At 58.8% G+C, this 15,302-nt stretch carries 13 protein-coding genes and 5 tRNA genes; 11 read left to right on the top strand and 7 right to left on the bottom strand.

The features are described 5' to 3' along the window. Positions 1-4: 4 nt before the first annotated feature. Both QF010_RS25210 and QF010_RS25205 read left to right on the top strand, forming a co-directional pair. Complete coding sequence (locus tag QF010_RS25210) at positions 5-799, top strand: exodeoxyribonuclease III (RefSeq protein WP_429534156.1); 795 nt, start codon at positions 5-7, stop codon at positions 797-799. Between the two features lie 110 nt (positions 800-909). Beyond that, on the top strand, positions 910-1,737 hold the full coding sequence (locus QF010_RS25205; protein WP_033061873.1) for an arylamine N-acetyltransferase family protein: 828 nt from the start codon (positions 910-912) through the stop codon (positions 1,735-1,737). 21 nt (positions 1,738-1,758) lie between these two features. Here QF010_RS25205 and QF010_RS25200 read toward each other — a convergent pair whose 3' ends face one another. Continuing rightward, positions 1,759-2,244 (bottom strand): hypothetical protein, encoded by a 486-nt coding sequence (locus QF010_RS25200; RefSeq protein WP_429534155.1) that lies wholly within the window; start codon positions 2,242-2,244, stop codon positions 1,759-1,761. Between the two features lie 241 nt (positions 2,245-2,485). Between QF010_RS25200 and QF010_RS25195 the strand changes: the two genes are divergently transcribed. Continuing rightward, entirely contained in the window at positions 2,486-4,003 is a 1,518-nt protein-coding gene (locus tag QF010_RS25195) for a nucleobase:cation symporter-2 family protein (protein ID WP_429512636.1), read from the top strand. A 271-nt stretch (positions 4,004-4,274) separates the two neighbouring features. On the opposite strand, the gene QF010_RS25190 is transcribed toward QF010_RS25195, so the two are convergent. Together QF010_RS25190 and QF010_RS25185 are read right to left on the bottom strand one after the other, a co-directional pair. After that, positions 4,275-4,733 carry a hypothetical protein gene (locus tag QF010_RS25190; protein ID WP_429534154.1) on the bottom strand — a complete coding sequence of 153 codons (459 nt, stop codon included), beginning with the start codon at positions 4,731-4,733 and terminating at the stop codon, positions 4,275-4,277. Between the two features lie 271 nt (positions 4,734-5,004). Continuing rightward, a tRNA-Asn gene (locus QF010_RS25185) sits at positions 5,005-5,080 on the bottom strand. 227 nt (positions 5,081-5,307) lie between these two features. Between QF010_RS25185 and QF010_RS25180 the strand changes: the two genes are divergently transcribed. Then, complete coding sequence (locus QF010_RS25180) at positions 5,308-5,538, top strand: hypothetical protein (protein ID WP_033061947.1); 231 nt, start codon at positions 5,308-5,310, stop codon at positions 5,536-5,538. On the opposite strand, the gene QF010_RS25175 is transcribed toward QF010_RS25180, so the two are convergent. Next, positions 5,535-5,735: a hypothetical protein gene (locus tag QF010_RS25175; RefSeq protein ID WP_008151298.1), complete on the bottom strand. Its 201-nt coding sequence runs from the start codon at positions 5,733-5,735 to the stop codon at positions 5,535-5,537. The two genes, QF010_RS25180 and QF010_RS25175, sit on opposite strands and share 4 nt — an antisense overlap. A 122-nt stretch (positions 5,736-5,857) precedes the next feature. After that, positions 5,858-7,054 carry an amino acid aminotransferase gene (locus QF010_RS25170; protein WP_033061869.1) on the bottom strand — a complete coding sequence of 399 codons (1,197 nt, stop codon included), beginning with the start codon at positions 7,052-7,054 and terminating at the stop codon, positions 5,858-5,860. 351 nt (positions 7,055-7,405) lie between these two features. Between QF010_RS25170 and uvrB the strand changes: the two genes are divergently transcribed. Further along, entirely contained in the window at positions 7,406-9,421 is a 2,016-nt protein-coding gene (gene uvrB / locus QF010_RS25165) for an excinuclease ABC subunit UvrB (RefSeq protein WP_033061866.1), read from the top strand. A 145-nt stretch (positions 9,422-9,566) separates the two neighbouring features. Here uvrB and QF010_RS25160 read toward each other — a convergent pair whose 3' ends face one another. After that, a complete protein-coding gene (locus tag QF010_RS25160; RefSeq protein ID WP_488169047.1) occupies positions 9,567-11,117 on the bottom strand; it encodes an MDR family MFS transporter in 1,551 nt (516 codons plus the stop codon). After that, positions 11,107-12,156: an HlyD family secretion protein gene (locus QF010_RS25155; RefSeq protein ID WP_429534153.1), complete on the bottom strand. Its 1,050-nt coding sequence runs from the start codon at positions 12,154-12,156 to the stop codon at positions 11,107-11,109. The genes QF010_RS25160 and QF010_RS25155 overlap by 11 nt, the downstream gene beginning before the upstream one ends. A gap of 219 nt (positions 12,157-12,375) precedes the next feature. Between QF010_RS25155 and gltX the strand changes: the two genes are divergently transcribed. From gltX to QF010_RS25125, 6 genes are all read left to right on the top strand, one after another. Continuing rightward, entirely contained in the window at positions 12,376-13,857 is a 1,482-nt protein-coding gene (gene gltX, locus QF010_RS25150; RefSeq protein ID WP_008037650.1) for a glutamate--tRNA ligase, read from the top strand. 190 nt (positions 13,858-14,047) lie between these two features. Next, a tRNA-Ala gene (locus QF010_RS25145) sits at positions 14,048-14,123 on the top strand. 79 nt (positions 14,124-14,202) lie between these two features. Beyond that, positions 14,203-14,278 (top strand) — tRNA-Glu (locus QF010_RS25140). A 53-nt stretch (positions 14,279-14,331) separates the two neighbouring features. Continuing rightward, positions 14,332-14,407, top strand: a tRNA-Ala gene (locus QF010_RS25135). Positions 14,408-14,487: 80 nt separating this feature from the next. Continuing rightward, positions 14,488-14,563, top strand: a tRNA-Glu gene (locus QF010_RS25130). 183 nt (positions 14,564-14,746) lie between these two features. Beyond that, positions 14,747-15,286 (top strand): TetR/AcrR family transcriptional regulator, encoded by a 540-nt coding sequence (locus QF010_RS25125; protein ID WP_429534152.1) that lies wholly within the window; start codon positions 14,747-14,749, stop codon positions 15,284-15,286. Positions 15,287-15,302: the final 16 nt, after the last annotated feature.

Genomic DNA, 15,302 nt, shown 5'->3' with positions numbered 1-15,302 from the left:
GAACATGAAGAACCTGAAAATCGCGACATTCAACGTCAACGGCATGCGCGCCCGACTGCCGAACTTGCTGGCCTGGCTTGAGCGCGAGCAACCAGACATTGCCTGTTTGCAAGAGCTCAAGTCGGTCGACAGTGCTTTCCCCGCCGCCGAGCTTGAGGCCGCTGGCTACGGCGCGATCTGGCAAGGTCAGTCTTCGTGGAACGGCGTGGCGATTCTGGCGCGGGATGCGCAGCCGCTGGAGAGTCGTCGGGGCCTCCCGGGTGATGACAGCGACACCCAGAGCCGGTATCTGGAGGCCGCCGTGCACGGGATTCTGGTGGGCTGCCTGTACCTGCCCAACGGCAACCCGCAGCCGGGGCCGAAGTTCGATTACAAGCTGGCGTGGTTCGAACGGCTGATCCACTACGCGCAGACGCTTCAGGCCAGTGAGCATCCCGTGGTGCTGGCCGGTGACTACAACGTGGTGCCCACCGACCTGGACATCTACAACCCGCGATCCTGGCTGAAGGACGCGTTGCTGCAACCTGAAAGCCGCGAGTGTTATCAGCGCCTGCTGGCCCAGGGCTGGACCGATTCCTTGCGCCATCTGTATCCGGAGGATCGGCTCTATACCTTCTGGGATTATTTCCGCCAGCACTGGCAAAAGAACTCAGGGCTGCGCATCGATCATCTGTTACTTAACCCGGCGCTGAGTCCTTATCTGCACGAGGCCGGAGTCGATGCCTGGGTTCGCAACGAGCCCCACGCGAGTGATCATGCACCGACGTGGATTCGATTGAGTTCGCGCAAACAGCGTTGATTTTCAGGTGTGTGGCGATTGGCTAAATCTATTGTCAGTCGAACCGCTTTTTCCTTTATACATGGCGCCCATCGGCGGAGAAATCCGGCCCCCTGCATAAGGACTGAGCAATGAGCGAGCCACACCTGAGCAATCTTGCGTTGTACCTGCAACGGCTGGGCTTCGACGCGCCTCCGGCGCCGACCCTGGAAACCCTGCGCCAGCTTCAACTGCGTCACACCGGCGCCTTCGCGTTCGAAAACCTCAGTACGTTGTCGGGCCAGCCGGTGCTCATCGACCTGCCGTCCATCGAGCAAAAGGTCCTGCACGATGGACGCGGTGGTTACTGCTACGAACTCAATAACCTGTTCCTGGCCTTGCTCCAGACGCTGGGCTTTGATGCTCGCGGTATCTCCGGCCGAGTGGTCATGGGCCAACCCGAAGGCGCGTGGACCGCCCGTACACACCGCTTGAGCGTGGTGACCCTGGACGGCGTGCGCTACATCACCGACGTCGGCTTCGGCGGCATGGTGCCCACCGCACCACTGATGCTCGATACCCCGGCTGAACAGCGCACACCTCACGAGCCCTATCGCATCGAGCAGCACCAGGATGGCTACACCCTGCGCGCCAACGTCGGCGGCGAATGGCGGGCGATGTACATTTTCGATTTGCAGCGCCAGGAAGACATCGATTACGCCGTCGGCAACTGGTACGTCTCGACCCACCCCGAATCGTCGTTCACCCGGCAGCTGATGGTGGCGCGCACCGGCGACGGGTGGCGCCGCACGCTGAACAACGGCAGTTTTGCGATTCATCGAATCGGCCGTGAGACTGAACGTCGGCAGGTTTCTGATGTGGATGAATTGATGGGTTTGTTGCGCAGCGAATTCGACATTCGGGTGCCGCGGGAGACGGCATTGCGCCGGGTTATTGAAGGGCTGATTCAACAACCCTGAGGCACATTTCGCCCCTGAACCTCAAAGCTGCAGGCCCTCCTGCACCACCGAAAGCAGAGTGTCTTCGGTCATGGCGATCGCATCCGGCTGTTGCCCGGATTGATCGATCGCTTGCAGCCACCACTGTGTCTCGCCGTGTTCGCTCACGGTTCGCAGCATCGAGAGTGCTTTCCCTTGGGTGCGGATCTCGACCCGCCCGGCACCGTCCTCAGTGAAACGAGCGACGGGGTCGAAGGTGATGCTGTGGTGGTTGCCTTCAATCAGTAACTGGTCGATGGCGTAGTCGTAGGTCGCCCCATCGGGATGGCGCTCGAAGACGTGCGTCGGCACTCGCCGGATGTTCAGCCCGGCCTCGCTGAGCGGCGCCAGCCGAGCTTCGATGAGGTGGTACAGCTCGTAAACCTGTGCAGGCCAGCTGTCTATCTGCTGATCGGCGCAGTGTGTCGTGTCGGCGCTGGAGTGCTGGGTCTGCTTCAGTTTCGCGGCGAGTTGGTCAGCCTTGCTCATGTCGATGTCCTATCGTGGTCTCAATGAGAGCGTACCTCTAACAAGGTAGTGCAGGTCTTGCCTTGCGTCATGTTGCCGGGAGGTTTTGGCTTCATAACAGGGAAGGTACAGCGCAAATATCAGGTGTGGAATGGCCATGTGTCCATCATCTGACTGATTAGTTGTATACAACTCTATAGACATTTGTCCTGAGTCTTGCATACAGTGTGCGCACAACAAAAACCAGGGAACCCCCCAAACCATGAAAACGCCCCATGTTTCACACCAACGGCCTGAGGACGAAAATCTCGGGATCGGCGCGAATATGGCTTACGGCCTGCAACACGTTCTGACCATGTACGGCGGCATCGTCGCGGTGCCTTTGATCATCGGCCAGGCGGCCGGGCTCTCGCCAGCGGACATCGGTTTGTTGATTGCTGCTTCATTGTTTGCAGGGGGGCTGGCGACATTGCTGCAAACCCTGGGTTTACCGTTTTTCGGCTGCCAATTGCCGCTGGTACAGGGCGTGTCGTTCTCTGGTGTCGCGACGATGGTGGCGATTGTCAGCAGTGGCGGGGAGGGCGGGTTTCAATCGATTCTCGGAGCGGTGATTGCCGCGTCGTTGATCGGCCTGCTGATCACGCCGGTGTTCTCACGAATCACCCGATTTTTCCCGCCGCTGGTCACGGGGATTGTGATCACCACCATCGGCCTGACGCTAATGCCAGTGGCCGCACGCTGGGCCATGGGCGGCAACAGCCATGCCCCGGACTTCGGCAGCATGGCGAACATCGGTCTGGCGGCAGTGACGCTGGTGCTGGTTCTGCTGTTGAGCAAGATTGGCAGCGCGACCATCTCGCGTTTGTCGATCCTGTTGGCGATGGTTATCGGCACAGTGATCGCGGTGTTCCTCGGCATGGCGGATTTCTCGTCCGTCACTCAAGGCCCGATGTTCGGCTTCCCGACGCCGTTCCACTTTGGCATGCCGACCTTCCACTTCGCCGCGATCCTGTCGATGTGCATCGTGGTCATGGTGACCCTGGTGGAAACCTCGGCTGACATCTTGGCTGTGGGTGAAATCATCGGCACCAAGGTTGACTCCAAACGCTTGGGCAACGGCCTGCGCGCCGACATGCTGTCGAGCATGATCGCGCCGATCTTCGGCTCCTTCACCCAAAGTGCCTTCGCCCAGAACGTCGGGCTGGTGGCGGTGACCGGCATCAAGAGCCGCTTCGTGGTGGCTACCGGCGGTTTGTTTCTGGTGATCCTCGGTTTGCTGCCGTTTATGGGCCGCGTCATCGCCGCTGTACCGACTTCGGTTCTCGGCGGCGCCGGTATCGTGCTGTTCGGCACCGTGGCGGCCAGCGGTATTCGTACGCTGTCCAAGGTCGACTACCGCAACAACGTCAACCTCATCATCGTCGCCACCTCCATCGGCTTCGGCATGATCCCCATCGCTGCACCGAACTTCTACGACCACTTCCCAAGCTGGTTCGCCACGATCTTCCACTCGGGCATCAGCTCTTCGGCGATCATGGCCATCGTGCTGAACCTGACCTTCAACCACCTCACTGCCGGTAACTCCGATCAGCAGTCGGTGTTCGCGGCGGGCACTGAACGCGTCCTGCGTTATCAGGATCTGGCAGCGTTGCGCGAAGGGGATTACTTCAGCGAAGGCAAACTGCGTGACTGCGACGGGAATGAGATTCCAGTGGTGGAGGCAGAGCATGGACAGGCAGAGCAAAGGGCGGTGCATGCGAAAAACAGCGAGCATGTCTGACTGCACTCAAGGGCGGATCGAGAGTCAGGTTGACACTCGCTCCAATCTTGATTGAAAATCGGACTTGAGGTCTGCAATTGCGCATCCTTGGGCTTGGCCTCCAGTATTGGCCCCCCATCTTGTTGGCAGCAGAGAAGCTGGCTCCCTCTGAAGTAGTGACGACTGGCATGCTGGTCGGATTCTGAACCCAAGGCCTTTCGTGGTCTGGAGCTAAAGAATCGCTGCGACTACTCCTCGAAATATTCAAAAGGCGTCCTTTGGGGCGCCTTTTTTATTGCCTGGAATCTGGTTTGGCAATGGTGCCGACCAAGGTGCCTTCAGCACGCCTCTTGGGATACCAGGTCACGACGTAGTAACCGAAACCACGACGCTCGTTCCTTGGCTCGAGAATGAGTGAACCGGTGGGGTTTTTGAGTACGGCGACTCTGTGATCTCCTCGCATTTCCTTGAATTCGCAGTAGATGGGAGCGCCAGGTACGACCATTTTGGCTATGTGAGTCGCGACATCGTCGATGGTGTGGCAGCCATACTTTGCCAAGTCGACTTTGTGGGCTTCCCAAACATGCCGGACGCCGAACCCTTTGTTGATTCCTTTGTGTATCCCGACCCTCAGGAAAATCTCGCCTCCCCGTAAATCGAACTTGGGCATGTTGGGGAGAGTGCCAAAGCTCAACGAGCCTGAAGGGTGAGGGACAAGGACGTTCTCCTTGAGTTTGAGTAACTCTGACACGCGAACAATCCAAGGCTATCGGTAGGCGAAAGGCGCTATTCATAACGTACAAAATGGCTGATTCACAGGCCGCATCTGGCCATCACCGAAGTCGTTGCTGGCGCTCTGGGCCAAGGTTTACGGGGGTAAAAGAAAAGTAGAAATCTTGGCTACAGAAAGTTAGGAGATTTCCTACTTTCAAGGGCGGGATGATTTGAAGGATTGCGTGTTTATGGCGGCCACAAAAAAGCCCCTGAACCTTTCGATTCAGGGGCTTTTCGATATTGCTGTCTGGCTCCACGACCTGGACTCGAACCAGGGACCCAGTGATTAACAGTCACTTGCTCTACCAACTGAGCTATCGCGGAATGGCGTGTATGTTACTGATTCAAAAAGAGAAGTCAAGCACCTGTTGGTGATTTGGCGGATTCATGGGGACGGACGGTGGTTTATCGACCGTGGGCGGTTACCAGAATCGCTTCAGAGGTCTACCATGGCCGCCCGGAAGTGGTTACACGCGCTGCCGGCCATTCGCCGAAAAGGTACGCGCCATGAATCACCCAACCACCACACCTCGCCGCAACGGGGTGTTCGCATGAGCATCGCTCAGATCAGCCTGCCCAAAGGCGTCGGCCCGCACGCCGAAAAACTGTTCGACGCAATCACTCAGGCCAGCACCGCTGACGAATTGAACCGTGCCGGTGGCAAGGCTGAAGGTTTTGTATTGGGCCTGGAAAGCGCCAAGGCCATCAAAAGCCAGGTCGCCGAATCGCTTTACGTCGCCTATGACGACGCTGCCAGCCAGCGCGCAACCGAACTGGCCTAACCGCCGAAGGTGACGGTGGCGAGCATCAGTTTGGCGTACAGCATCGTTGCGGCCAGTTGCACCAGCCACAAGGCCAGGCCACCGAGAAACACGCCGGCAGCGACTTGCATCACCAGGTTGTTACCGCGTTTGGCTGGGGTGCGAGGGACGAAGTGGTCCAGCTCATCGCGGTCAGCGCGTAGGTCATCGTTTTTCATATCGGCTCTCACCAGTTGATAGGTATGCAGTCTAGAGCGCCCGGTCGTCGGGTTGAGAATTTTCTGAGGCAATTAAAAAACGGGAGGCCCAAGGGCTTCCCGTTTTTTTACCACTCGACGACTCAGATCACCGCAACGATGGCCTTGGTCACAACGTCGATGTTGCTCTGGTTCAACGCGGCGACGCAGATGCGGCCGGTGTCCAGGGCGTAGATACCGAACTCGCTGCGCAGGCGGGTCACTTGCTCAACCGTCAGGCCGGAGTAGGAGAACATGCCGCGCTGACGACCGACGAAGCTGAAATCACGCTGTGGAGCTTGCTTCGCCAACTGCTCAACCATCTGGATGCGCATGCCGCGAATCCGCAGACGCATTTCAGCCAGTTCTTCTTCCCACTGAGCACGCAGTTCCGGGCTGTTCAGCACAGCGGCGACGATGCTTGCACCGTGGGTCGGCGGGTTGGAGTAGTTGGTGCGGATCACGCGTTTGACCTGCGACAGCACGCGCGCGCTTTCTTCTTTCGATTCGCTGACGATCGACAGTGCGCCAACGCGCTCGCCGTACAACGAGAAGGATTTGGAGAACGAGCTGGAGACGAAGAAGGTCAGGCCCGATTCAGCGAATAGACGCACGGCAGCGGCGTCTTCGTCGATGCCATCGCCAAAGCCCTGGTAGGCCATGTCGAGGAACGGTACGTGACCTTTGGCTTTCACCACGTCCAGAACGTTGTTCCAGTCCGCCGGGCTCAGGTCCACGCCGGTCGGGTTATGGCAGCAAGCGTGCAGGACAACGATGGAGCCGGACGGCAGGGCGTTCAAGTCTTCCAGCAAGCCAGCGCGGTTCACGTCGTGGGTTGCGGCGTCGTAGTAGCGATAGTTCTGTACCGGGAAACCGGCCGTTTCGAACAGCGCGCGGTGGTTTTCCCAGCTCGGGTCGCTGATTGCCACGACGGCGTTCGGCAGCAGTTGCTTGAGGAAGTCGGCACCGATTTTCAGTGCGCCAGTACCGCCAACGGCTTGGGTGGTGATGACGCGGCCAGCGGCGATCAGTGGCGAGTCATTGCCAAACAGCAATTTCTGCACGGCCTGGTCGTAGGCCGCAATGCCGTCGATTGGCAAGTAACCACGGGAAGCGTGTTGAGCGACGCGAATCGTCTCGGCTTCGACAACGGCGCGCAGGAGTGGAATTCGCCCCTCCTCGTTGCAGTAAACACCGACCCCCAGGTTGACCTTGTTGGTACGGGTATCGGCGTTGAATGCTTCGTTGAGGCCCAGGATTGGATCACGGGGTGCCATTTCGACAGCGGAGAACAGGCTCATTTTGCGGCGGCTCTGAATGGAAAGTGGAGGGACGTGTCGCGCTCCAGCCGAATGCACTAGAGCGGTGCACAAACGGGGAGCTAGTATAGAGGCCATCTGCGATTGATGGCGACAGACGATTCGGCTTTTACGGTAAGTTTTTCCGATTATTTCTCGACCGTTAGTCGATTGGCATCGTCAAAGGTTTTACCCGATGTAGGACGTTTGCCTTGAAAGCGAGGGCAATCGGCTCCACATTGAGCACAATCCAGTTTTTTCCTCGGGCGACATCGGTCGTTTGCGGTCTTTCCCGTTGCTGTCCGGTTCGCCCGGACAGGCGCGACTCCTGCTTCGAAAACCGAGAGGTATTTCATGTCTGAATTCCAGCTAGTCACCCGCTTCGAGCCCGCCGGCGATCAGCCGGAAGCCATCCGCCTGATGGTCGAGGGCATCGAAGCCGGGCTGGCGCACCAGACGTTGCTCGGTGTGACCGGCTCGGGCAAGACCTTCAGCATCGCCAACGTGATCGCCCAGATTCAGCGTCCGACCCTGGTGCTGGCGCCGAACAAGACCCTGGCCGCGCAGTTGTACGGTGAGTTCAAGGCGTTCTTCCCGAACAACGCCGTCGAATACTTCGTTTCGTACTACGACTACTACCAGCCCGAAGCCTACGTGCCGTCATCGGATACGTTCATCGAGAAAGATGCCTCGATCAACGACCACATCGAGCAAATGCGGCTGTCCGCGACCAAGGCGCTGCTGGAGCGCAAAGACGCGATCATCGTCACCACGGTGTCGTGCATCTACGGTCTGGGCAGTCCGGAAACCTATTTGAAAATGGTGCTGCACGTGGATCGCGGCGACAAGCTCGATCAGCGTGCGTTGCTGCGTCGCCTGGCAGACCTGCAATACACCCGCAACGACATGGAGTTCGCCCGCGCGACCTTCCGGGTCCGCGGCGATGTAATCGATATCCACCCGGCGGAATCCGATTTTGAAGCGATCCGCATCGAGCTGTTCGATGACGAAGTTGAAAGTCTGTCCGCCTTCGATCCGCTGACCGGCGAAGTGATCCGCAAGCTGCCGCGGTTCACGTTCTATCCGAAAAGCCACTACGTGACCCCGCGAGAAACCCTGCTGGGTGCCGTCGAAGGGATCAAGGTCGAGTTGCAGGAGCGCCTGGACTACCTGCGCTCCAACAATAAACTCGTTGAGGCCCAGCGCCTGGAGCAGCGCACCCGTTTTGACCTGGAGATGATCCTCGAACTGGGTTACTGCAACGGCATCGAAAACTACTCGCGCTACCTGTCGGGCCGTGAATCCGGCCAGGCGCCGCCCACTTTGTTTGACTACCTGCCGGCTGACGCCTTGCTGGTGATCGACGAATCCCACGTCAGCGTGCCGCAGGTCGGCGCCATGTATAAGGGCGACCGTTCGCGTAAAGAGACGCTGGTGGAATACGGTTTCCGTCTGCCATCCGCGCTGGATAACCGGCCGATGCGCTTCGACGAGTTCGAAAGCATCAGCCCGCAGACAATCTTTGTCTCGGCCACACCGGGCAATTACGAGGCGGAACACGCCGGTCGCGTGGTCGAGCAACTGGTCCGCCCAACTGGCCTTGTAGACCCGCAAATCGAAATCCGCCCGGCGTTGACTCAGGTCGACGATCTGCTCTCGGAAATCGGCAAGCGCGTGGCGCTGGAAGAGCGGGTGCTGGTCACCACGCTGACCAAGCGCATGTCCGAAGACTTGACCGATTACCTGGCCGACCACGGCGTGCGGGTGCGTTATCTGCACTCGGACATTGACACCGTTGAACGGGTGGAAATCATCCGCGATCTGCGTCTGGGCACCTTTGATGTGCTGGTGGGGATCAACCTGCTGCGTGAAGGCCTGGACATGCCGGAAGTCTCGCTGGTGGCGATCCTCGATGCAGACAAGGAAGGCTTCCTGCGTTCCGAGCGCTCGCTGATCCAGACCATCGGCCGGGCGGCGCGCAACCTCAATGGTCGGGCGATTCTCTACGCGGATCGCATCACCGGTTCCATGGAGCGGGCGATCGGCGAAACCGAGCGTCGTCGCGACAAGCAGATCGCCTTTAACCTGGCCAATGGCATCACCCCCAAAGGTGTGTTCAAGGACGTTGCCGACATCATGGAAGGCGCCACCGTGCCGGGTTCGCGCAGCAAGAAGCGCAAAGGCATGGCCAAGGCCGCCGAGGAAAACGCCAAGTACGAAGCCGAATTGCGCTCACCGGGCGAAGTCGCCAAGCGTATCAAGGCGCTGGAAGAGAAAATGTACCAACTCGCCCGTGACCTGGAGTTCGAAGCAGCGGCGCAGATGCGCGACGAGATCAGCAAGCTGCGGGAGCGGTTGATCACTGTTTGAGTTTGCGGTGCCTGGACGGGCCTCATCGCGGGCAAGTCGGATCGCCGCACCGCCGCTCCCACAAGGATTGAGGGTGTTCACATAATTTGTGTCCACCCACAAAGCCTGTGGGAGCGGGCTTGCCCGCGATTGGGGCGCCTCGGTCTCAATGTGCTTCCCCGGCCTTGAGCCCCGCGGGCAACGCCTTGGTCAGCAACACCGCCAGCATGCTGATCCCTAGCGCAATCCCGACAAAGTGAAACGCATCGTTGTAAGCCATGATCGAGGCCTGCTGATGTGCGATTTCACTCAGCTTGCCCAGCGCGGCCGTCTCACTGCCAAACCGATCCGTGAGCGACGCCATGCGCTCGGCCACCTGCGGGTTGGTCGGCACAATCGCTTCACGTAAATAATCAAAGTAAGTCTTGGTTCGCGCATCCAGCAGGGTGGCGAGGAGGGCGATGCCAATCGCGCCGCCCAGGTTGCGCAGGATGTTGAACAGACTCGACGCCGACCCCGCGTCCTGCGGCAAGATGTAGGCGGTAGCGATCAACGAGATGGTCACCATGATCAGCGGTTGGCCCAGCGCGCGGATGATCTGGATTTGATTGAACTGTGGCCCGGCGAAGTCCGGGTTCAACACCCCCGATGAGAAACTCGCCAATCCAAATAGTCCGAAACCCAACGTGCACAGCCATTTCGGCGAGACGTACTTCATCAGCTTCGGCACCAGCGGAATCAGAAACAGCTGCGGCACACCCATCCACATGATCACTTCGCCGATCTGAAGGGCGTTGTAGTTCTGGATCTGCGCCAGGTACAGCGGCAACAGGTAGATCGAGCCGTACAATCCGACACCCATCCCGACACTGGAAATACTCGATAAACCAAAGTTTCGATTGCGCAGGATGCCGAGGTTGATCAGCGGATTGGGCTTGGAAGTCTGCACGATCACAAAGGTGATCAGGCTGACTAGCGCAATGCTGCCCAGGGTCACGATCAGGCTCGATTCCAGCCAGTCCTTGCGATGGCCTTCTTCCAAAAACACCTGCAAACAACCGAGGCCGACGCCCAGCGTGAGAATGCCCAGGTAGTCGGTGCTTTTCAGCAATTCCCAATGGGCTTCTTTCTTCTCCAGGCCGTACATCAGACCGGCGATCATGATCAGGCCCGGTGGAATGTTGATGTAGAAGATGTATTCCCAGCCCCAGTTCTCGGTCAGCCAACCGCCGAGGGTCGGGCCGATGGAAGGGGCGAATGTCGCGGTCATGGCGAACATCGCCATGCCTTTGGCGCGGTGGTGTTCCGGGAGTTTGATCAGGGTGAGGGTGAACGCCAGCGGGATCAGCGCGCCGCCGGTGAAGCCCTGCAAGGCGCGGAAGATGATCATGCTTTCCAGGCTCCAGGCCATGGAGCAGAGCAGGGAAGCAGCAAGAAACCCGAGGGACACCCACACCGCGAGCCTGCGCGCCGAGAGCAACTGCACCAGCCACGCTGTCAGCGGGATCATGATGATTTCCGCCACCAGGTACGAGGTGGAAATCCACGAGCCTTCTTCCAGGGTGGCCGACAGCGCGCCCTGAATATCCTTGAGCGACGAGTTGGTGATCTGGATGTCGAGCACCGCCATGAAGGCGCCGAGCATCACGCTCATCACCGCGATCCAGTCCCGCCGAGTCGGTTCGCCGACCGGGCGGATCAGTTGATCACCGGCCATCGTCAGGCGTGTCTTTGATGTTCACTTTGGCGGTGACTGACATGCCCGGACGAATCTTGCCTTGCAGCGGATTGTTCGCGGCGAAGGTCAGTTTTACCGGAATCCGTTGTACGACTTTGGTGAAGTTGCCGGTGGCATTGTCCGGCGGCAACAGGCTGAACTGCGCACCCGAAGCGGCAAACAGGCTGTCGACTCGTGCTTCGATGGGCGTGTTGCTGTAGGCATCGAACGTCAGCTCGGCTGTTTGGCCGGGCTGCATGCGGCCGATCTGGGTTTCCTTGAAGTTGGCCTGAATCCAGATGTCCTGATCCGGGACGATCGACATCAGGTACGCGCCGGCCTGCACGTACTGGCCTTCGCGAGCCGCGCGCTGGCCGACCAGGCCGCTGATCGGCGCGTGGATTTCGCTGCGGGTCAGGTTCAGTTCGGCCTGGGCCAGATCGGTTTTGGCGTTGGCGATCATGGCGTCGAGGCGTTTGATCTCGGCGGCCAGGGAGTTGATTTGTTGGCGCTGACTTTGGGCGTCCGCCTGGGCCTTGGTCACTTGCGAGCGGGCGATGTGGTTGTCGGCGGAGAGGGTGGTCACCCGTTCTTCCGATACATAGCCGGGTTTGCGCAGGGTTTGAGCGCGAGACAAGTCGATCTGCGAGCGGCCGAGACTCGCCTGGCTGGACGCGACTTGCGCCTCGCTGGCGGCGATCAGGCTGGCTTGCTGAGTCAGTTTGCTTCGCGCTTGCAGTCGTTCGGCTTCACGGGTGGCGAGGGCGGCATTGGCGCGGTCGACGGCAAGGTGGAAGTCATCGCCTTCAAGCTTGATCAGCAACTGGCCTTTCTCGACGTGCTGGTTGTCCTGCACCAGCACCTGTTCGATGCGCGCGCCCAATTGGCTCGACACACGGGTGATCTCGCCCTGGACATAAGCGTTGTCGGTGCTTTCATAGAATCGCCCCTTGAAGAACCATTGGGCGAAAAAGCCCCCGGCAATCAGCAGGACGAGCAGCAGGAAAATAAACAGGCGACGCTTGAGTTGGGCAGGCATGGGCAGACTGTAGTCGAGAATTTGTAAGGAAAGTTATCAGTGCTCGAATCTGGCACACAGCGAATGATGGGTAAATGCCATCGGCTGATAATCGGCCATTCACCGAGTCTAGAGCCCGTTGTAGACGCAACCTTGGCTTAAATGCCCTGCTCACTGGAGCCGGGCGGGCAACGCCTGTTACCATTCGCCCTTTGTTTTATCTTCATTTCGAGACTTGCCATGACCACCGTCCGCACTCGCATCGCGCCATCGCCTACCGGGGATCCCCACGTAGGTACCGCTTACATCGCTTTGTTCAACTACTGCTTTGCCAAGCAGCACGGCGGTGAGTTCATCCTGCGGATCGAAGACACCGACCAATTGCGTTCGACCCGCGAGTCCGAACAACAGATTTTCGACGCCCTGCGCTGGTTGGGTATCGACTGGAGCGAAGGCCCGGACGTTGGTGGCCCGCACGGTCCTTACCGTCAGAGCGAGCGTGGCGACATCTATCAGAAGTACTGCCAGCAGTTGGTTGAAATGGGTCATGCCTTCCCGTGCTTCTGCACCGCTGAAGAGCTGGACCAGATGCGCGCCGAGCAAATGGCTCGCGGCGAAACCCCGCGTTACGACGGCCGTGCGCTGTTGCTGTCCAAGGAAGAAGTCGCGCGTCGCCTGGCCGCTGGCGAACCACACGTGATCCGCATGAAAGTGCCGAGCGAAGGCGTTTGCGTGGTGCCGGACATGCTGCGTGGTGACGTCGAGATCCCGTGGGATCGCATGGACATGCAAGTGCTGATGAAGACCGACGGCCTGCCGACGTACTTCCTGGCCAACGTCGTCGATGACCACCTGATGGGCATCACCCACGTTCTGCGCGGCGAAGAGTGGCTGCCATCGGCACCGAAACTGATCCTGCTGTACGAATACTTCGGCTGGGAACAACCGGAACTGTGCTACATGCCGCTGCTGCGTAACCCGGACAAGAGCAAGCTGTCCAAACGCAAGAACCCGACCTCGGTGACGTTCTACGAGCGCATGGGCTTCATGCCGGAAGCGATGCTCAACTATCTGGGTCGCATGGGCTGGTCGATGCCGGACGAGCGCGAGAAGTTCTCGTTGCAGGAAATGGTCGATAACTTCGACCTGAGCCGCGTCTCCCTCGGCGGGCCGATTTTCGACATCGAGAAGCTGTCGTGGCTCAACGGCCAATGGCTGCGCGACTTGCCGGTGGAAGAGTTCGCTTCGCGCCTGCAAACCTGGGCGCTGAACCCGGAATACATGATGAAGATCGCGCCACACGTGCAGGGTCGGGTTGAAACCTTCAGCCAGGTTGCACCGCTGGCCGGTTTCTTCTTTGCCGGTGGCGTGAACCCGGACGCCAAGCTGTTTGAATCGAAAAAGCTGTCGGGCGATCAGGTGCGTCAGTTGATGCAGTTGATCCTGTGGAAGCTGGAAAGCCTGCGTCAGTGGGAGAAGGACAGCATCACCGCAACGATTCAAGCGGTGGTCGAATCCCTGGAGCTGAAGCTGCGTGACGCCATGCCGCTGATGTTCGCTGCGATCACTGGCCAGGCCAGTTCGGTATCGGTGCTCGATGCGATGGAAATCCTTGGCCCGGACCTGACCCGTTTCCGTCTGCGCCAGGCGATCGACTTGCTCGGTGGCGTGTCGAAGAAAGAAAACAAGGAGTGGGAAAAACTGCTGGGCAATATTGCCTAAACGGCATTTGACTCTGTAGGAGCTGCCGAAGGCTGCGATCTTTTGATCTCGATCTTCGGCGCTTCCCCCGAATTTACGGGGGGAGGGCGGTAAGTGATTGTTATGTCGGCAAAAAACTTTGAAATATTTTAAAAATAAGTTTGACAGCTTTCCGATGCGCCATTAAGATTCGCCCCGTCCTCAGCGATGAGGGGCTATAGCTCAGCTGGGAGAGCGCTTGCATGGCATGCAAGAGGTCGACGGTTCGATCCCGTCTAGCTCCACCAATTTACACTTCAAGGTCTGGCCACACCGGCCTTGAAGCGATCAACACTCAGCGTTGATCTGTTGTATAGAAGGGTTTGCGTCCCCTTCGTCTAGTGGCCTAGGACACCGCCCTTTCACGGCGGTAACAGGGGTTCGAGTCCCCTAGGGGACGCCAGTTTTACAGAAGCGATGTTGCAAGATGTCGCTCCGCCGCGAGGCGAAAAATCCGGGGCTATAGCTCAGCTGGGAGAGCGCCTGCATGGCATGCAGGAGGTCAGCGGTTCGATCCCGCTTAGCTCCACCAATTTTACAGTTCAAGGTCTGGCCACACCGGCCTTGAATCGATCAGCTCTCAGCACTGATCAGTTGTATAGAAGGTTTTGCGTCCCCTTCGTCTAGTGGCCTAGGACACCGCCCTTTCACGGCGGTAACAGGGGTTCGAGTCCCCTAGGGGACGCCACGATTACCCGCTCTGCGGGATTTTATAAGGGTCATTCAATTATTGAATGGCCCTTTTGTTTGTCTGGCGTTTGGCCAAATCCCCTATTTCTTTCAAACTGTTCTTCAGACCAGCGGTCACATCCACGACTTGCGTAAAATTATTATGAGAATAATATTCTAGTCGTAATATTCGGAGGCAACGATGAACGATAAAAAAGCTCAAACCCGCGAACGCATCCTCAAGGCTGCCAGCGCAGCGCTGATTCAGCGCGGCCCGGCCGAACCGAGCGTGGGCGAAGTGATGGGCGCGGCCGGCCTGACCGTCGGCGGCTTCTATGCGCACTTCGAAAGCAAGGACGCGATGATGCTGGAAGCGTTCAAGCAACTGCTCAGCCACCGCCGTGGCTTGATCGCCGACATGGACGCCGAATTGACCGGCGAAGAACGTCGCGCGTTGGTCGCTGCGTTTTATCTGTCACGCAAACACCGTGATTCCTCTGATTCAGCGTGCCCGATTCCGGCTTCTGTCGGTGAGTTGGGGCGCCTGCCGGACGCGTTTCGCGTGGCACTGAATGAGCATGTGGAAATGATGGTCGCGCAATTGGCGGCCAGCCCGGAAGACACCGACAAAGCCTTGGCCGACATGGCCTTGATGGTTGGTGGTTTGGCTTTGGCTCGCGCGTTGGGGCCAGGAGAATTGTCCGATCGATTGCTGCGCGCCGCCAAGTCTGCGGTGCTGTGACCTAAAGGCGTTTGCC

The organism is Pseudomonas silensiensis, assembly GCF_050434865.1.
GTDB classification, from domain to species: Bacteria; Pseudomonadota; Gammaproteobacteria; order Pseudomonadales; family Pseudomonadaceae; genus Aquipseudomonas; species Aquipseudomonas fluorescens_W.
Note: the sequence above shows the minus strand (reverse complement) of the source record. Positions and strands in the feature narration are given on the sequence as shown.